The following is an 18,963-nucleotide window of genomic DNA, read 5'->3' on the forward strand; positions in this document are numbered from 1 at the left end:
TCAAACCCCCGCCTTCGGGTTAAGTCGCAGCGTCACCTTTAAACCACCCATAGTGCTTCGCTCTAAACTCAATCCGTTCTCGTCACCGTAAATCAGCCGGATTCGTCTATGAATGTTGATGAGACCTGAAGTCTCAATATTGGTGTTATCGTAAAAAAGCTTATGCACGGACACCAGTGTTTGATCCGATAAATGACTACCGTTATCTTCAACAATAATGCGCAATGCGCGGTCATCGAGACGAAAGCTTATTGAAATTTCGCCCTTATCTTTTGTTTTTTCCACCGCATACTTAAAGGCATTTTCAATGATTGGCTGAAGAATCAGTCTAGGTACCTGTATATCCCTCACCGCATCCGGACAGGCTTCAAAATGGATCGACAATCTGCTAGGAAAACGCATGAGCTGAATTTCGGTATACGTCCTTGCATGTTCAACTTCCTGATGTAAGGGCAAATAATCCGAAGCATTTCTTGTAATAAACTGAAAGTAATCACCCAAAAGCTTTGTAAAAGCAATTAAATTCTCATCCCCTACTCTTGCCATCGTATTAATTAAAAACAAGCTGTTATATAGAAGATGCGGGCTGATCTGAGACTGCAATTGCTTTAGCTCTGCCTTCTGATTGAGAATCTTCTGCTTATATACCTGATCGATCAGGGCAGATACATTCTGAACCATAGAATTAAAGCCTTTGTACAAATAACCAAACTCATTTTTTTTATTAACTTGAATATGAACGTTGAAGTTGCCGCTCTCTACATGCCGAAAAGACCCCACAAGCTTTCTCATTGGCTTATGAATCAAATTATAAGTGTATACGCAGTAGAGAATAATCATCATCAAGCCAACACCTGTAAATATCCATAACCAAATATAAAAACTCTGCACAGGAACAAAGATCAATTTCTGTGGGATATACCGCAGCAAAAGCATATTCAGATATTTAGACTTCACGGAAACAACATAAATAGTTTGTCCATTAATCTTGTTGTAACCAATGTTGCCGCTTTCAAGTTTAAGACGGCTTTCTGCTAGATCCTCCAGCAGCACCGTATCATTGTTTCCTTTGCCAGGTATCACCATATTATGGGTCAAATCGATTAAAAAGGTGCCGCTATCGTCATAGGTGCGGAACTGCCCTAGTGCTTCTTGCAATGCGGTTGTATTGATCTCAACCTCGATCAAGTACATTTGAGCTATACCAGCGTTTCCTGCGTGAAGTGTGGTCAAGTAGAGTTTGTCTTCATACTGAACCAGCTGCGCCCCCCTCTCCCCCTCCGGCACCCGGAGGTGCTCGAATTTATCCATATCAATAGGACTTACGGAGGTGGTGGAGGATATGGTTTTCTGAATAGAAAGGATATGCACACTTACGTTAGCAATATAGGAACTGCTGTTATGGATGGTAACGAGCCGCTGCTGCAGTTTTCTCATGCTTTCCACTATCTCATATTCATTCATAATGGAATGGCGGATGGCAAGCCTGGCAAGATATTCATCGTTGAGACTATCGTATTGCAAAATTTTTATGCGTTCTATTTCATCTTCCAGACTTTCAAGATAAAACGATACTTGTGCAGTCGAGGAATTTATAATTTCATTCTTTACTGTGTTTAGGCTCCAGTTATACATGTAAATTCCCAAAAGGATGATAAGCAGGATTGCGATTAGAAATGTCGCAACCAACCTCGCGAAAATACTGCCTCTGATATGCACCTCCTCCCTTATTTGTTTAGAGTTAATCCTATTTATACTATATTATCATCCATACTACCCTTTAACACTCCCCAACACCATCCCTTTTACAAAAAATCGTTGAAGGAACGGGTAGACGCAAATAATAGGAAGCGCCCCTAGAAAAATTTGCGCGGATCGCATCGTTTTGTCTGATATGCTTGCCATTAGCTTGGCCTCCTCCGGTGTCATGGTGCTGAAGGAGCGTTGAACCACAATGGTCTGAATGTAGCTTTGGATCGGATAACGGCTGGGATCATTCATATAGATCAAGCCATCAAACCAGCTGTTCCAGTGACCAACCAGTGAAAACAAAAGAATTGTCGCTAAGGCCGGCAGGGAAACCGGAACATAAATGCGCCATAGCGTTATCCAGTGTCCAGCACCGTCCATATAGGCTGACTCGCTTAATTCCTTTGGAATCATCCGAAAAAAATTCAACAGCAGAATAACACTAAACACAGGTATTGCGGTCGGCAGAACCAGCGCCCAAATGGTATCTAGCAAGCCAAGCTGCTTGATGACCATATAGGTAGGAATCAGTCCAGCGCCAAATATCATGGTAATGAAGAAGCTCCAAGAGTAAAAGCCGCGAAATCGGAATTCGCCATTTTCCTTAGAGAGCGGATAGGCTACCATTATTGTGAGCAACAGATTAATAGCGCCGCCAAAAAGGATACGCTGCAAAGATATAAACATCGATTGCCAGAAGGCTGCCCGCTGCGCCACAAATTCGTAGGAGGCTAATGTAAATTCCTTGGGCCACAAAGATACCGTACCGGTTGCCGCAACGGCGCTGGAGCTGAATGAAACGGCCAGTATGTGAATCATCGGAATCAAACACAGCAAGGCAACTAACGCGAGAAAGCAATAATTAAACATAGCAAACCAGTCGATCTTCTTTTGTACATGCATAATAGCTCCCCCTAGAAAATCCTATAATCCGCAACCTTATAGGCGATGAAATATGAGACAGATACGAGTACAAGTGCTACAACAGACTTAAATAATCCTACTGCTGTTGCTATACCGAATTGGGCATCCAATAAACCGATGCGGTATACAAAGGTATCTAGGATATCGCCACTTTCATAAACCATTGGACTGTACATATTGAAAATCTGATCAAAACCGGCATTGAGCAAATTGCCCAAATTAAGAACCATAAGCAAAACGATAACCATTTTCATACCCGGAAGGGTCACATTCAAGGTCTGCTTCCAACGATTAGCTCCGTCAATCTGTGCTGCTTCATATAAATCCGGGTTAATGCCAGTAATCGCCGCCAGATAGATGATCGTACCATAACCAAACTCCTTCCATGAATCAGACAATATCATGGTTATAGGAAACCATTTGTTATCTCCAAGGAAAAAGATGGGTTCAAAGCCAAACAGTTGAATGACTTGATTTACCAAGCCGTCAGTAGGCGATAAAATTTCTATAAAGATGCCGCCTAATACAACCCATGATAAAAAATGGGGCAAATATATGGCGGTCTGAACTCCTCTTTTCACACTTGCATTCTTGACTTCGTTCAAAAGAATGGCAATCACGATAGGTACAAAAAGTCCCAGAATGATTTTCATTACCGCAATGTAAAACGTATTCCACATAATACTGTTGAAATTGGGCATGTTCAGTACATACTGAAAATTGCTCAGTCCCACCCATTGCTGATCGCCAAACAAACCCTTGGCCGGAATAAACTTCTGGAACGCAATGATGATACCTCCTATGGGGAGATAACTAAAGACAATCAAAAAAAGAAATCCAGGCAATATGATTAAATGCAGTGGTATTTCCCTTTTCCATCTTTTTCGTAACATACGATTCACCCTGTTTCTTTTCTATGATTGGGATGGGAATAATAAGAGAAAGGACACTCTCTAAAAAGCCTAGCATCCCTTCTCTTTGCTGCTATTATTTTTTCACAGAAGCATACCACTCATTGACTTCTTTGGTTATATCGGCACCGCCAAGCTTATTCCAGTTCTCCACGAACTTGTCGAACTCGTCAATTGGGGCAGCACCCATAATGAGCTTCACGAATACTTCCGTTTCCAAAGACTTCAGCGTGGACTGTTTTTCCGCCATTGTTTTGGTTGGCGAGCCTGCGAAGGACTCCAGCATAAATTGATCCTTAGCCACGTAGTCAACGCTATGTCGATATACCCCGTTCTCACCATATATTTTAGGCCAGCCCCATTGAGAGGTATCGCCATTTTCAAACGCTTTGATGTTGTTTTGAATGGATTTCGCTTCACCAGTCAACTGATCCAATGTATCATTGGAACGAGCTGCCTGAATCTCTTTAAATGCATTTAGATTTTTAAAGGGTGGAGCAGGTTGAACCGGTGAATACTTCCACACCCCTACGCTGTCATTTGCAGCAGGCATATAGTAGTTATCAAAGTCGCCTGTTTTCCCCCAGTTTAGCTCCATGTGAAGATTAAACATTTTAATCAATGCTTCCGGGTTCGAGAATCCCTTTCTAACAACCCAGAACTCAGAAGCTCCAAACTTCTGAGGTGAAAGAGCAGGCTTGCCATCTACGGATACCAAGGCGTATCCTTCCCAATTTGCTGTTGGATCGTTCTGATAGTTGCTGATAAGCGGATACATCGGGTTCCATTGCGCGCCGAACTCCATGCCAACCTTACCAGATGCAACTGTCTCTGCTACCTTGCCGCCATCCTTCACACCAAACTCCTTATCAATCTGACCATCCTTATACATTGTAGACAGCGCTTTCAATGCTTCCTTTACTTCTGGAAGGGTACTGCCCCATACTAAGTTTCCTGAACCATCATCTATCCACATATTAGGGTAAGCATGGTAACCGGTGAAGAACCCTTCCAATCCCATTGCACCGCCGTATAGATCCTTTGTAATAGCGAGTCCGTAGGTATCATTTATATTGTTTTTATCCGGATCCTGAGTTGTGAATGCTTTACTTATGGCCAGGACATCGTCCATTGTTTTAGGCGCGTCGATTCCCAAATTTTCCAGCCAGTCGGTGCGAAGCCATAGGAATGTACCATCGCCGTAGACCTCTGCAGGACCCATTCCCATCATTTTCCCATCCATTGACGCAGCATTGAGTACAGCAGGCCCTTGAACCGCGTACGACTCCTTCAGAAGATCGGAAGCATAAGTATCCCAATAGGGTTTCAGATCTTCTATCATGTCAGCATCAGCCAATTGCTTCATCTGAGAACCCGTTACGCGAAGCATGTCAGGAATTTCACCTGATGCCAATGTAACATTAATTTTTTGAGTGTAGGCATCACCGCCTTTTACCGTCCAATCGTATTTAATATCAATCCCCAGCTTTTCCGAATACGCCTTAAGCCAGCGATTGTCCTCTACGGTCTCTCCTGGTGTTTTAGGAATGATGTTATCCTGCATATCATTATCCACATCACGGGCAAATCTTATTGTAAGCGCTTTACTATATTTCCCTAAAGGATCCTTATCTCCTGAAACTTCTCCATTTGACTCACTCATTGTGTTGCTTCCCGCTGGACTGCTTGCCGATTCATTGCTCGGAGAATTGGTGCTGCACGCTGATAAAACTCCCGTTGTCAGCAGCAAACAGCTTAAAATCGCAACTGTTCTAGATAAAATACTACTTTTCACACTTATAACCCCCTCTTAATAGTTAAGCATTAAATAACAACTCAACTATATCTCCAAATTTATGAATTCGCTATTCTCTAGTTATGACATGTTTATCATTCGTCTACTTCATTAAGTGTGACAGTCCTAACCATTTTCAACTATCTTATCATTTGTTTACAATCATGCCTTTTTGCTGGTTTTGATTTGCAATCGACAGAATGAAAGCGCTATATTGAAGAAATATAAGGAACATCATCTAGCGAATGGGAGAGGATATTCATGGTTCTATTGTTTATAAACGCAGGTCGAAAGTTTTCCAAAATCAATAAAAACATATACGGTCACTTCTCAGAACATTTGGGCCGCGGCATATATAACGGCTTATATGTGGGTGAGGACAGTCCCATCGCCAATACCCGTGGAATACGGACCGATGTTGTAGAAGCATTGCGGCATATCAAGGTTCCGGTATTGCGCTGGCCGGGCGGATGCTTCGCCGAATATTATAATTGGAAGGACGGCGTTGGGACTGATCGCAAGCGCATGGTTAATGCCGGTTGGGGTGGTGTGGTAGAGGACAACTCCTTCGGCACCCATGAGTTTCTAGATCTTTGCGAGCAGATTGGGGCAGCTGCCTATATTGCCGCAAACGTTGGTTCTGGTACTCCGCGGGAAGTAAGCGAATGGGTTGAATACATGACCTTCGGCGGTGAGTCACCGATGGCCGACTGGAGACGCCAAAACGGCCGCGATAAGCCTTGGAAGGTCGAGTTCTTGGGAATTGGCAACGAGAACTGGGCCTGCGGCGGACATATGAGTCCGGATTATTATGCGGATGTATATAAACGCTTCGAAACATTCGTCCGCAATTATGACAGCAATAAGATTTTCAGAGTTGCTTGCGGCGCTGATGGAAACGATTATAAATGGACGGAAACCTTAATGCGCCTTGCTGGGAAAAGGATGAATGGCCTATCGCTGCACTATTACACCATGCCTGCATATTACGAAACAGAACCATACCCATGGGAGCGCAAAGGACCCGCTGTGGGTTTTGACGAAGCTAACTATTACCGAACACTGCGCCGGGCATTGTATATGGATGAACTGATCCGCAGACATAAGCATGTGATGGATCAATACGACCCCGAATGCCAAGTGTCGATTATATTGGACGAATGGGGGACTTGGCATGAGGTCGAGCCTGAAACAAATCCTGCTTACCTTTTCCAGCAAAACACCATGCGTGATGCCATTGTCGCTGCGGTATCGCTAAATATTTTCAATACCCATAGCGATCGGGTGCATATGGCCAATCTTGCACAAATGGTAAATGTCCTCCAATCCGTGATTTTAACAGAAGGGGAAGAGATGGTACTTACTCCCACCTACCATGTATTCGATCTTTTTAAGGGACATCAAGACTCCACACTCCTTGAAAGCTATGTGCAGCAGGATTTGACCGGTACAGAGGAAGCTCCAGTGCCTGCCATGCACGTTAGCGCTTCTGAGCAAGCGGATGGCAGGATTCAAGTAACCGTGGTAAATCTATCCGTAGATGAGCCTCAACAGACACAGGTCCTGCTTAATGGAAAAGAGTTTTCTTCTGCCGAGGTTCGTTACATCTCCGGCGATATGAATAGCCATAACCCATTTGGACAGCCACCCCAGGTAGAGATTAAAACGATGCACCCTATTACCGTAAAGAACAATGGCTTTATTATTGACCTTCCCGCCTGTTGTGTTGCTGAAATCATCCTTGATTAACTACAACGGCTGCACAAACTAGGCACAATAGCCGCTTGAGGAAATCGGCTGCGATTCCAAATTCTACCTCAGTGAGAAACTAAAAACAAAAAGCCTGAACCTTCAAGGGTTCAGGCGGTAATCATTTATATTATTTTCTGACGACAAAACATAATCTCAAGTTATGTGTGTGATTTTTCATTTCAAATGAGAATTACCCACCAAATTAAATCTTCTTGGCCTACTAGCAGCGAATTCCCAATGACCAAACGATTCCCTTGTAAGGACTACCTTGGGTCGTTGATGGATAAACAGACCGGTACCGATATGATTAGTTGCTGTTGGAGAAATTTACATTTCGTTATCCCCACTTAGCCAGGATAGCATCGTACTCACTCTGAGTGACCGGCATCACCGTTCCATGACGTTTCTTTAAACGACCAAAAGAATATTCTTCTGCCGCCGGCTTCCGCCAGCACTTCCCAGTTGTATCGCCGATATTCGTGGTGACGAGTGGCAAGTAGCCACGATTCGTTCCATACTGATCAACCAGAAGCCCCCACTTCTCTTCGCCGTTAAACTTGAAAAACTCTGGACCCTCTACATCCTTTCCCGTTAGTCCCAAGCCTATTGAGTCAAGTGTTGAAATAATTTCCCATTCCCCCGTAAGACGCTCGCTGGATTCGATTGTAATTTGCCCATCGCCCGAAGCTCGATAATACATGCCGTCTGCTTTAATAATCGTGGTGTCGATAATCGATCGATCTTCACCTCGAGTGATGTAAAGTTCAGACGGTGTAAAGGTTTGAAAATCCCGGGTTTTGCTGGCATAGATGTGTAATCCTTTTTCCTTTCCGTTACTTGACAGCATGCTGGAAGCCCAGAAAACCAGGTAATCAGCTTCCTCTTCATCATAGATCGCCTCCGGCGCCCAAGCACAGCCCGCTTCCTTTGGAGCGACCTCAACCATTCGAGGCTCAGACCAATTCACCAGATCGGACGACTCCCAAATAATGAGCGAGTGGCTTCCTGTGACCGTTGCTTGAGACTCTTGCCAACCGCCGCGATGATAGATACTAAGATCAGTAGCCATTAAATAGAATTTGTTGCCTTCGACGCTGCGAAGCAAATACGGATCTCGAACTCCCTTTTCGCCAATTGTTGAGCGTAAGACGGGTTGATTTTGATGTAGATCCTGCCAATGAAGCCCATCTTGACTCAATGCGAAATAGATCTGCTCCCCGTCCTTCTGCTCCCCGATAAAATGTGCAAATAAATAGCCGAAGATTGGCTCTTTCGTACTTTTCATATGCCCTCCATCATGTTCTTGGCTCCCCTTGTCCTTGGACAGAACTCAGAAATACGCCTTTAATAAAAATCTCAATGCAAACGGATACATAACAATCGTTGAAATTGATGCAATCACCAAAGCAGCTAATTCTGGCATGTTCGTTGTAATCATACCTCTGCCCTGTGTTTGAGACAATAGATTTGTCTCATCAGGCTGAGCTGTGATATTGAGATCAAGATCCGCCCAAGTCCTTGCGGAAAAGCTGGATACCGTAGGTCCTCAGCGATGTCATGCAGAAAGCCACATGTGTGACTTTTCATTTTAGTTGAGAAAAAGATTACAACGTAGCAAGCTCAGAAAAATATGATGATTTCCATTTTCAAATCGTCTTTCTTGTTTACTTTAAAAGAAGAGGTGTTTTTCAAAAAAAATTACGCACTAGACTGGCCCACTGCAATAAAAACAGCGGCAGCCATGGACGATTAAATAATGCCCTAGACTGCCACTGTTTTATTGAATGATTCTATCCCATAAGTTCAATGTCGATTATTCCGAATCAAAAATAACAATTTTACCAAAACCCCTCTCGCGAGGACGCGATGCTGTCGTAGTTCGGATTGCGGAAAAAAGGAGCTTTTACGCGATTCATCCTCTTTGTGTCACGCTCTGCAAAGTCATCGATACGCCAGCCCGATAGACAAAATCGCTAAAGGTGACCTTACCTTCGCCCGTTGCGTCAAGCGCGATGCGAAGACTTAAGAAATCGCCCAATACATTGTGATGGAAGCCGGACATTTCGAAACCGTGATCCAATTTGGTCCATAGTCCGATCGAGTGACGATAATATAAGCTAACCTCGTGGTGATCGTTGACAATTCGGAGCGTTACGGAGCCTTGGGACAATGCCGTGTGTTCACTCTTGTATCGATTTCGGAACGCAAACGGCTCCTTTCCGTTAAAGCCGATCCCGCAATGAAATCCCGTTTTGTAATAGAGGCCAAGCGTGCCCTCCGCTTCGCCTTCCACCGTTAAGGTAACCTCCGCAGTATAAGCATGGTGCACTGGAATGCACAAGAGTGGTTCGGCACTTTCCTTCGCGGCTGCCTTCAACACCAGCTGGTTATCTTCGATCTGGTAATCGCGCAGACGTTCCCCGCCGAAGAAATGCCATTGAAGCCCCAACCGCCCGGATTCGGACAGCGTCATAGCGCTATCCGAAAGCTCTGCGGTTGCAACAAGATTGGTCTCAACAGCAGATTCACCTTCGGGATCAACCGCGATGAACCAGCCGTCGGCTGTCCATTGAATCGCTTCAATCAGCGTCTGTCTGCCGAGTGTATAGTAGTCTTTTTCATATGCGTGATAGACGACAAACCAATCCCCTTCAGGGGTATCCACCAGCGTCCCGTGTCCCTTGGACCACCATGTTTCGCTGCGGTTTTTCGTGCGCACGATCGGATTGTAAGGCGAGTTCTCCCAAGGCCCATCCAGCGACTTGGCGCGAGCGGAGATGATCATATGGCTGGTCGCAGGTCCGGCTGTCCCCCCTTGAGCACTGGTCATATAGTAATAGCCATCCTTAAAGTTAAGCTTAGGAGACTCCAGATAAAATCCTTCCGTCAGCCATTCCTTCGGATATCTCCAGCCTTCGTATATCTGCTCTAACTCTCCCGCGGTAGATAAGCCGTCTTCTGACAATCGAATCCGGTAACCTTCCGATAAGAATAGGTAACGATTCCCTTCTTCATCAACCATGTGTCCTGGGTCGATATAGCCAACCTTCAAGTCAACCGGTTGGCTCCATGGGCCTGCAGGGTTGTCTGCGGTTACGACCCAATTGGTTCTGCCGGCTGGGAAATAGATGTAATAGCATCCCTCATGGTAGATCAAATCCGGCGCCATAATCGATCCTCCCACATGCTCCTTAATCGCGTGACCGATCGGCTTCCAGTCGAGCATATTACGGGAATGCCATACGAGCAGCCCTGGGGTATAGTGGAATGAAGAATGTGTCATATAGTAATCCAGACCAACCCTCACAATGGATGGATCCGGATAGTCGCCTGCCATTATAGCTTGAAGACCGTGAACTCGTGACATGGTATTCCTCCCGTTTAATCACTATGTTGTGGTGTTGCCTAGTACTCTGAGGGCTGCTTCGCATAGGCGTTCAATCTTTCATATTCTTCCATCGTAATGGTGAGAATTGTACCGTGCTTGTAGCCATAAGGGAACGTGAAGGAGGTGTCGGAACGAATGAATTTCCCGCTAGCCAGACGCTCCGCTATGAAGGGCACATACCCCTGCTCTTCAGCTGAGCAGCCATAGAAGTCTAGGAATAGACACCATCTTCCATCCTCCAATTGAATCGCCGTTGGTGCCTCATAAAGACCGGCTTCGACGTCCTCCATACTTTGATCAAACGCCTCAACTCTCTTGAATGGACCGGCAATCTCCTCCGACTCCATGAGAATGATTTTGCCGGGATTTTGTTCGCTCTTTAAGAACATATAATAACGTTCGTCTTCCTCATACATCGCAGAATCAATGACACCGCTGTCTTCTTTCTGATACAGCAATTGCGCTTTGCTGAACTGCTCAAAATCTTTGGTCCGGGAATAATAGATTCCCTTTAATCCAAAATCATTGCTGCTATGAGTCGAAGACCAGTGAATAACGTAATCTTTGTTCTTCTTGTCATAGATAATATCTGGTGCCCATAAACAGCCGAAATGATCATCTCCGAGCTTGATCATCTTCTGCTCCGACCAATTGACCAGATCGTCAGACTCCCAAAAAGACAAACATTTGCTCCCGTTCCGTGCAGCTTCCGCCCATGAATGGTTATATTGATTCAGCATGCCGTAGGACAAACTCAAATCGGTGGCCAAAATAACAAATTTGCCTGTCTTCATGCGGGTAATCGTAAAATCCCTGACACCCTTGTCACCGTAATAACTCCATAGCACGGGGTTCCCGTCATTCACTTGCTCCCAGTCAAAGCCATTCTTGCTCACACCGAAGTACACCTGCTCGCCATCCGGCGTTCTCTTTTCTTTAAAATGTACAAACAAATAAGCCTGCAAAGTTAACCCTCCAAACCTGATTATAAGATTAAGCTTACCGCAGCGCTTGCCTCAAGGCAGACGCCAATTCCATCCGCGTGAGACCTAACCTTTCACACCGCTGGAAGCGATCCCTTGCACAAAATATTTCTGAGCAAAGGTGAATAAAATAATCGGCAAAAGAACGACGATCGAAGCACCAGCCATCTGGAGGGAATAATTTGCTCCTGCTATAGACGAAAAATACTGAATGCCAACGGTCACCAACTGCTTCTTTTGGCTGGATATGAAGATATAGGGACCTGCAAAATCGTTCCAAATGAAGACGAAGGAGAAGATCACCATAGTCAGCAATGCGGGTACCGCCAATGGAAGGATGATGCGGAAGTACACGCGATAATGCGAACATCCATCCATAATGGCCGCTTCTGTAATTTCTTTTGGAATTCCCATGAAAAATTGCCGCAGCAGGAATAAGAAGAACACATCGAAAATCGCCGGAATAATAATCGCCCAATGGGTGTCCAACATATGCAGGTATTTATACATTAAATAACGGGCTACAACAGTCGTATCGGACGGAATTGCAAGCGTAGACATCGAAAAGAATAGCAGCAAGCTTTTACCCTTAAAATTCAATCTGGCAAATGCATAAGCAGCCATCGTGACCATGAACCCGCGCAGCAAGATCGAAAGGACAACTACCTTAAACGAATTGCCGATCCAAATGAAATAATCAGGCGATGAAAACAATGTCTTATAGTTGTCCCAATAGATCGTTTTCGGAATAATATGGGCAAGCGGATCATCGAAAGCATCCGCGGTCGTTTTCAACGAAGCGGAGATCATAAAAATAAATGGAGAAATCATAGTAAGCGCGATGATAAACATAAGGATGGAGTACAGTGTTGTGGACAGGTTCTTTCTTGCTAATAATGCACCCATTTTTTCTGTCCTCCCCATTGAATAGCCGAAATCAGCAGAATGATCACAAACAAGACAATGGCTTGCGCCGCCGAATAACTGTAGTGATTGAGAGAAAATGCCTCTTCGTAGATATTTAGCGAACTGACTCGGGAAGCAATACCCGGTCCTCCTCTAGTAAGCGCATTAAAGATCGTAAAGTTCTGGAACGACCCGATGGTCGCCGTAATGACCAAGAAGAAAGTAGTCGGTGATACCAGTGGAAGCGTAATTCGGGTCAGCCGCTGCCATCTGGATGCTCCATCCATTTCTGCCGCTTCGTACAAATCGCTTGGAACGCCTTGAAGCGCAGCCAGATATACGATCATTTGAAACGGAAAATTGGCCCATACCGCGACCAGTGCAGTAGTTAAAATAGCGGTACCGCTGCCTGCGAACCACAAAGGTGGATTGTCCACGCCCATTTTCATAAGCACCGTGTTGACGATTCCGCCAAAGGGATCAAACAGCATCGTGAACACGATCGAAATGGCAACGATGTTGGCGACATACGGCATCAGGAACAAGGATCTTGAAAAAGCCTTCCAAGGAAACGTTTTATTCAACATGACGGCTGCTGCAAAACCGGCCGCCGTCAACAATGGGACGTAAATCACCGTATAATAGAAGCTTTTGAAATACGAGGACAAGGCAACGGAATCATGAAAGATTGCCTTATAGTTGGATAACCCAGTCCATTTCAAGGAATCCAACGATTTGAACGAATTGAAATCCATAAAGCTGATATAAAGCGCATAAAAAAAAGGCGCTAATCCAAAAATAACGAATCCGATAAAGAAAGGCAGCACAAAGACGAAAGCAGCCCTCGCCTCTTGTTTATCTAAACTCAAGCTTCTTCTTTTGTCTTTTTTTTCTATGCTTAAGGCAGCATCAATTTGCCGTGGTATGGACATGCTTCTCACTCCTAATTCAAAGGTCACTTATCCGCATAAGTGACCTTTTATTTGCTTGCAAGGACCATTCGTTAGTTAACTGTGCTTTGTTTTTTTATCGCTTCATCCGCACGGGTCTTGATCGCATTGATCGTATCATCCAGCGACTTTTGACCAACCAGATACAATTCCCCTTCTTGCAGAATGATATTTCCATATTCGGTCGGAATGGTTCCCGTAATTTTTTCAGGTACAATTCCAAGGTTAGGTGTTAATAAAGCCGCTTTAAGTTCCTCTGACGTAATACCGTCCGAAGCCGGGTATTTGGAAGCCATATCGGTAAAAATTTTGTTCGCTTCCTCATCACTCAGATTCACTTGCGCCGTCATCCCGCCGGAATACTTATAATTATTTTTGGCAAACCATTTTACGAAATCCGCCGCTTCCTTCGGATGCTTCGATGCTTTATTTACCGCAATGCCTCCGGACGATCCGATGCTATTCTTGCCCTGCGGATCAATTGGAATCTGAGTAACGCCTACCTTCCAATCCCGCGGATAGGATTTCAAATCCTGTGGGGCGAAAGAAAACCAGGAGCCGATAAACTGCATGCCGTATTTACCAGTCATGAACGTGTCATACGGTATTTTTTTGGACTTGATTTCTAGCCAGCTCGGCTGAATTTTCAGCGTATTCCCTAAATCCCCATACCATTGCAACGCTTCTTTGAAAGCAGGATCATCATAGTTGGAGGACCCGTCCGCCTTATAACCATTTATGCCCCGCTGCTGGGCTAACAGGTATAATATGCTGTCATAGTCGGGCATGGACGATCCGTAGATTCCTTTGCTGGCATTAGTTAACTTCTTCGCGGTTTCGATATATTCATCCCACGTCCATTCGCCTTTTGGATAAGGGACATTCGCATCGTCAAATATTTTTTTGTTATAGAATACAACCCAAGATACTACGCCGTCCGGAAGCGTATAAACGGTATCCCCATTAAATTTGGTCAAATTTTTGCCGAACTCCGCCTCGTAATCGTAGCCCTCTTCTTTATAAATATCATTTAGCGGCAGAAGCCAATCATTGGTGGCATATTTCGCATGTACAATCGGGTTTTGAATCGTAATCAGGTCCACGTCGCCGCCTGCCGAAAGATCCACGTCGATTTTTTTGTAGATGGCCTCTCCGTCGCCAGGAACCACTTGCAGCGCCACCGTCACCCCGGATTCGGCTTTGTAATCAGTCAGAATCTGCTTGGTCGTCGGCTGATTGCTTGTTCCAGATGTCACATACCACTTGATCGTGACCGGATTCGCGCCCCCATTAGATTCTGCGGCCGACTCGTTAGGCGAGTCACTCGTTCCGCTACAGCCTGCAATAGAAGTTCCTGCGCACCCAAGCAACAGCAACGATAACACTGCTTTTTTTGTTATTTTCATCGTATTAGCCCCCTTCGATCATTTCATCGTCTTTCTGATTAAAGTATAAAATTCTCCACAGGTCTTTCCCATGCAATATCTTTTATCTTTTTATCCTATTTATCTATATCGCTATTTTTCTGCTGCACGAATTTGTCTTATTTAAAGAAAAAATGTACTTTTTTGAGATTGTCGTCATCTCATTAAGTACATTTCAGATCGTTATCGATATTTTAAGGGGGACTCCCCTACATTCTTTTTGAACACTTTGCTGAAATAGTATTCATCCCCATAACCAACTTCTCTTGCGATTTCGGCAATTTTCAAATCCGTTGTCTTAAGCAGAAATTTTGCGCGGCCAATTTTGACTTCGGTTACGTAATCGATAAAATTTTGCCCCGTTTCTTTCTTAAACAAATTGCTCAGATATGCGGGGGAAAGCTGCAAATAGTCCGCAACTTTTTCCAGAGACAGCTCACCTTTATAGTGTTTATTGATAAATTGCTTCGTTAAGTAGACTCTCAAGCTTTCATAGTTCTCCATCAGTTGCCGGGTCATCCGATCATTTAATTGATTGATCCACTCAATAAAATCAACTTTCATACTCATTGTGCTTATGCGATCGTACATATCCTTGGTGAGGATTTCCTTCTCGCTGAGCTGATAATTTTCAACAAAGCTCTGGAATAAATAAAAGATGGTGAAGCTGATCCCCATTAGAAGTTCTTTCGTCAGTTTATGGTTACGACTGATCCCCTCGGTTAACCGTTCCAACGCTTGCTGGATATCATCCATTTCTCCGTCAATGAATGCCTTTTCAAGGCTCTTCATTTCCGCTGATAAGTCATCCGTTTCTTGCGAAGACAGCAAGCAAATATCGCGATAATAAACATTCGTCCCTCTCGGATAAATAAAGGCAAATCGGACAGCTTCTTTAGCTTCTCTATAAGCTTGCTGGAGTCTTTCATAGCCATCATAAATTTCGCTAATCCCTATACTGACCGAAGTGCTTAAATATTTGCGCAGCGTGATCCGTATATTTGCCATTAACTCTTCCAACCCTTCGGAGGACCTCGCATCCCCCTTTGGTCGTAACGACAACACGGCAATAAACTGCTGCAGCTGAAGGCTGATGACATGTCCGTATGCGTAACTGGACAGCACCTCCTCCAAAATATTCAATACGGAATAATCGAGCAGATGCGGAGATTCGCCATATTTTAGATATATGGACGCATCATCGACTTCAATAATGAGACATACCAGCTGCTCATCCGGGAACGTTAACCTATTTGCCTCTAATTGATGGAGGATCTCGGACTGTGTCTTAACAATGCCAAGCAGCATATCCTTAAAGAGCTTTTCTTTGTGAAGAGGAGCATGATAGGCAGGCCTTGCAGTTGAGAAATATACTTGCTCGCTGCTTGATGTCAAGATTAACGTCTTTAACTCCTTTAATATGCCAATGAGCTGTTCGGATTCCAATTCTAGTTTTAAGATGTAATCCTCGGCGCCGTTCTTCATCGCTTCTTTGACGAATTCGAGATCATCATGGGCGCTAAGAATAATAAACTTAGCCGGGTGGTCTTCCCGCTTCAATGCTTTTAGCAGCTCTATTCCCGTCATAATCGGCATTTTGATATCCGTTAGGATAATGTCAGGGACGTGCTCCCTAGCCATCTCCAATGCTTTTTTTCCGTTCTCTGCTTCCCCAATAAGTTCTAGCCCAAGCTCTTCCCAAGGGATAATCGTCTTGATGCCTATACGAACTAACGCTTCATCGTCAACAATAAGTACTTTAATCATCGTTAATCTCACCTTATTTCAGTATCGTTCGGATTTTGTTTAAAGGATAATGGAAGTGTGATATGAACCTTCGTATAATATAAGGGTTTGCTTTCGATATGCAATCCAAACTTCTCGCCATATATCATTTGAATGCGATTATGAACATTTTGTACGCCAATCCCATTGCCACTCTCCTGATTCCGGTGACGGAATTTCATCGTTTCCGATATTTGTTCATCCGACATGCCAATACCGTTATCCTCTACCGTTATCTGGAGCACGGAATCCTCGGCATATACCTTGATTGTGATGACTCCAGGCCCTTCCTTGGGTTCAATACCATGAAATATCGCATTCTCGACAATCGGCTGCAAAATAAATTTAACGCATTCCGCTGCATAGAACCTTTCTTCCACCTCATAATTTACTTGAAACTTGTCCCGATATCTCGTTTGCTGAATGAATATATAGTCTTTGATCATAACGATCTCTTCACCCAATGTAATCATCGAGGTGGGCTGTCTGAACGTATTTTTCAGCAAACGGCCTAATGCATCAACAACCTCTTTAATTCCATCCGCTTTCTGAATAATCGCCATCCAGCGAATCGTGTTCAGCGTGTTATAAAGAAAATGAGGATTAATCTGTCCTTGAAGTGCTTTGATTTCGGCGTTCCTTTTTTGCTTTTCTTCCTCAACAACCTGATTGAATAACGCGTTAATCCGCTGGATCATGTAATTATAAGTTACGCTTAACAGGCCGATTTCATCTGTACTCGTTACTTTAACTTTCACATCAAGATTAGAGCCCCTCAGTTCTTTCATCGTAGAAATCAAATGTTTGATGGGACGTACGATATTTCTTGAAACCAGGTACCAGAGGATTCCCGTAAATAAAAACGAAATTAGAAACACGATTGCCGTTACGTTAATGATGATTTTATTATCTTTGGTCAGCGCCTCAACGGGCACCATCTGAATGATTTTCCAACCATACTCCTCGATTTTATAAGAAAAAGTAAGAAATGTTTGTCCATCCTTCTTGATTTCAAGGCCCGATTCTTTGATATGATCTGGAAGGCTAATTCCTTCTGATTGTAACGTTTTGGTGCTTTGCTGTTCGGGAAACACGATTCTTCCACGTTGATCCACCACATAAATTTGACTTTGCGTCTTTAGCGAAGCCTTGCTTAAAATATCCGTAAATACTTTCGTACTCAAATTCAAATAGATAGCTCCGATGTTATTGTGATTCGTATCGTTAATGACTCTGGCAATTGAAAACACCTGATTTCTCCTGAAGTCGTTGTCATTGTCGTGAACGCCTAGCCAAAGGACTTTTCCGTTTAATTCAAGCATGGTTTTATACCATGCTGAGGTTTGAATGTCATCGGTGTTAATGGTATAGGCATCATTGCCATAAGTAAACTGACTGCCATTTTTTCCGAATACAAAGAGGGAAGTAATATAGGAGTAATAGTTCGAATAAAACGATATATTGTCAAAAACCTGGTCGACTCTTTTCAAATTATTGTAGAACACAATATTGTTGCTGTTATCGGCCGTTATGGCATGCTGGATATCCTCGTTGATGTAGATCAACTCCGTAATTTTTTCAATGCCTGCTAGCTCCTTTTCTGTTGAATTCCCAATATACAATAAGTTTTCTTGAAAGGATTGACTGACCTTTTCTTTCACAATTTTCACGGACAAGAAGTAGGAGCTCACGCTCAGAGCAGTAGTTGGAATGATCATTACGAGTAAGAATGCAATAAAAAATTTGCTCTGAATACTTTTTCGAAATATGCGGGAAGTTTTCATAGTCTGGTCCCCTTACCACCATAACAGTGTATGATAATAATTGTATCTCCTCGTAAATAAAGACCGCTCCTCCATAAGAGCGGTCTTTAGCTTACCACAAATTTTCAAGCTCTCAAAATTAAAGAGCAAAGGAAGCAATCTCACCTACCGTCAGCGCTTCTATGACTTGGATTAACGGCGCTTACCGTATTAATATGCGGCACCTACCGTCAGGCCTGAATCAGTATAGCTTGTTCCAATTACATCTGTAACAATCGTTGTATAAGGCCCACCGCTGGCTGATGCGCCTGTCGGCATTGTCGACACTGCCCAAGTTCCCCCATTCATTACACTCGTAACTTCTGATGCGCTAATAACACGGTTGTAGATTCTGAAGTCATCAATCTGCCCTTTCAAATATTTATCACCTGCCCATTCCGATTTTCCAATAAAGTTTCCACTGGTCGTCGGTGCCAGATCGGAAGGCTTAAACGTCATACCCGTATTTGTTGCTGCCTGAACTCCGTCGATATAGAGAATACCGGTACTTCCTGATAAAGTTACCGCAATATGCTTCCATGTATTCGCCGTTAAATTGCTGCCTTGCGAAATATTCTGTTCCGCCGTATTACC

Annotated in this window: 14 protein-coding genes; 1 reads left to right on the plus strand and 13 read right to left on the minus strand. The window is 43.9% G+C overall.

The window, feature by feature from the left end; translation table 11 throughout:
• From ABEW34_RS26945 to ABEW34_RS26960, 4 genes are all read right to left on the minus strand, one after another.
• Entirely contained in the window at positions 1-1,635 is a 1,635-nt protein-coding gene (locus ABEW34_RS26945; RefSeq protein WP_430163303.1) for a sensor histidine kinase, read from the minus strand.
• A gap of 138 nt (positions 1,636-1,773) precedes the next feature.
• The gene (locus ABEW34_RS26950; RefSeq protein WP_430163306.1) at positions 1,774-2,652 is read right to left on the minus strand and encodes a carbohydrate ABC transporter permease; all 879 of its coding nucleotides are present in this window, start codon (positions 2,650-2,652) and stop codon (positions 1,774-1,776) included.
• An 11-nt stretch (positions 2,653-2,663) separates the two neighbouring features.
• The gene (locus ABEW34_RS26955; RefSeq protein ID WP_430163309.1) at positions 2,664-3,566 is read right to left on the minus strand and encodes an ABC transporter permease; all 903 of its coding nucleotides are present in this window, start codon (positions 3,564-3,566) and stop codon (positions 2,664-2,666) included.
• A gap of 94 nt (positions 3,567-3,660) precedes the next feature.
• Positions 3,661-5,379 carry an extracellular solute-binding protein gene (locus ABEW34_RS26960; RefSeq protein WP_430163311.1) on the minus strand — a complete coding sequence of 573 codons (1,719 nt, stop codon included), beginning with the start codon at positions 5,377-5,379 and terminating at the stop codon, positions 3,661-3,663.
• Positions 5,380-5,640: 261 nt separating this feature from the next.
• On the opposite strand from ABEW34_RS26960, the gene ABEW34_RS26965 reads away from it, so the two are divergent.
• On the plus strand, positions 5,641-7,128 hold the full coding sequence (locus ABEW34_RS26965) for an alpha-N-arabinofuranosidase (RefSeq protein ID WP_430163314.1): 1,488 nt from the start codon (positions 5,641-5,643) through the stop codon (positions 7,126-7,128).
• 340 nt (positions 7,129-7,468) lie between these two features.
• Here the strand turns inward: ABEW34_RS26965 and ABEW34_RS26970 are convergent, their stop codons facing one another.
• From ABEW34_RS26970 to ABEW34_RS27010, 9 genes are all read right to left on the minus strand, one after another.
• A complete protein-coding gene (locus tag ABEW34_RS26970) occupies positions 7,469-8,416 on the minus strand; it encodes a glycoside hydrolase family 43 protein (RefSeq protein ID WP_430163316.1) in 948 nt (315 codons plus the stop codon).
• A gap of 627 nt (positions 8,417-9,043) precedes the next feature.
• Positions 9,044-10,498 (minus strand): family 43 glycosylhydrolase, encoded by a 1,455-nt coding sequence (locus tag ABEW34_RS26975; protein ID WP_430163319.1) that lies wholly within the window; start codon positions 10,496-10,498, stop codon positions 9,044-9,046.
• Positions 10,499-10,536: 38 nt separating this feature from the next.
• The gene (locus tag ABEW34_RS26980) at positions 10,537-11,484 is read right to left on the minus strand and encodes a glycoside hydrolase family 43 protein (RefSeq protein ID WP_430163322.1); all 948 of its coding nucleotides are present in this window, start codon (positions 11,482-11,484) and stop codon (positions 10,537-10,539) included.
• 84 nt (positions 11,485-11,568) lie between these two features.
• Positions 11,569-12,408 carry a carbohydrate ABC transporter permease gene (locus ABEW34_RS26985; protein ID WP_430163325.1) on the minus strand — a complete coding sequence of 280 codons (840 nt, stop codon included), beginning with the start codon at positions 12,406-12,408 and terminating at the stop codon, positions 11,569-11,571.
• Positions 12,393-13,340 (minus strand): carbohydrate ABC transporter permease, encoded by a 948-nt coding sequence (locus ABEW34_RS26990; protein WP_430163328.1) that lies wholly within the window; start codon positions 13,338-13,340, stop codon positions 12,393-12,395. Before ABEW34_RS26990 ends, ABEW34_RS26985 begins: the two co-directional genes overlap by 16 nt.
• Before the next feature lie 71 nt (positions 13,341-13,411).
• Complete coding sequence (locus tag ABEW34_RS26995; protein WP_430163331.1) at positions 13,412-14,764, minus strand: ABC transporter substrate-binding protein; 1,353 nt, start codon at positions 14,762-14,764, stop codon at positions 13,412-13,414.
• A gap of 201 nt (positions 14,765-14,965) precedes the next feature.
• Positions 14,966-16,549 carry a response regulator gene (locus tag ABEW34_RS27000; RefSeq protein WP_430163334.1) on the minus strand — a complete coding sequence of 528 codons (1,584 nt, stop codon included), beginning with the start codon at positions 16,547-16,549 and terminating at the stop codon, positions 14,966-14,968.
• An 8-nt stretch (positions 16,550-16,557) separates the two neighbouring features.
• Positions 16,558-18,237 carry a sensor histidine kinase gene (locus tag ABEW34_RS27005; protein WP_430163345.1) on the minus strand — a complete coding sequence of 560 codons (1,680 nt, stop codon included), beginning with the start codon at positions 18,235-18,237 and terminating at the stop codon, positions 16,558-16,560.
• Between the two features lie 303 nt (positions 18,238-18,540).
• A partial coding sequence (locus ABEW34_RS27010; RefSeq protein ID WP_430163337.1) for a LamG domain-containing protein occupies positions 18,541-18,963 on the minus strand: 423 nt, incomplete at its 5' end.

Origin of the sequence: Paenibacillus algorifonticola (genome assembly GCF_050481745.1) — a bacterium.
Classification (GTDB): Bacteria; Bacillota; Bacilli; order Paenibacillales; family Paenibacillaceae; genus Pristimantibacillus; species Pristimantibacillus algorifonticola_A.

Bases quoted from the DNA above. Each gene is read 5' to 3' on its own strand.
- ABEW34_RS26945 (WP_430163303.1), bottom strand. From the start codon at position 1,635: ATGTATAACTGGAGCCTAAACACAGTAAAGAATGAAATTATAAATTCC.
- ABEW34_RS26950 (WP_430163306.1), bottom strand. From the start codon at position 2,652: ATGCATGTACAAAAGAAGATCGACTGGTTTGCTATGTTTAATTATTGC.
- ABEW34_RS26955 (WP_430163309.1), bottom strand. From the start codon at position 3,566: ATGTTACGAAAAAGATGGAAAAGGGAAATACCACTGCATTTAATCATA.
- ABEW34_RS26965 (WP_430163314.1), top strand. From the start codon at position 5,641: ATGGTTCTATTGTTTATAAACGCAGGTCGAAAGTTTTCCAAAATCAAT.
- ABEW34_RS26970 (WP_430163316.1), bottom strand. From the start codon at position 8,416: ATGAAAAGTACGAAAGAGCCAATCTTCGGCTATTTATTTGCACATTTT.
- ABEW34_RS26975 (WP_430163319.1), bottom strand. From the start codon at position 10,498: ATGTCACGAGTTCACGGTCTTCAAGCTATAATGGCAGGCGACTATCCG.
- ABEW34_RS26985 (WP_430163325.1), bottom strand. From the start codon at position 12,408: ATGGGTGCATTATTAGCAAGAAAGAACCTGTCCACAACACTGTACTCC.
- ABEW34_RS26990 (WP_430163328.1), bottom strand. From the start codon at position 13,340: ATGTCCATACCACGGCAAATTGATGCTGCCTTAAGCATAGAAAAAAAA.
- ABEW34_RS26995 (WP_430163331.1), bottom strand. From the start codon at position 14,764: ATGAAAATAACAAAAAAAGCAGTGTTATCGTTGCTGTTGCTTGGGTGC.
- ABEW34_RS27000 (WP_430163334.1), bottom strand. From the start codon at position 16,549: ATGATTAAAGTACTTATTGTTGACGATGAAGCGTTAGTTCGTATAGGC.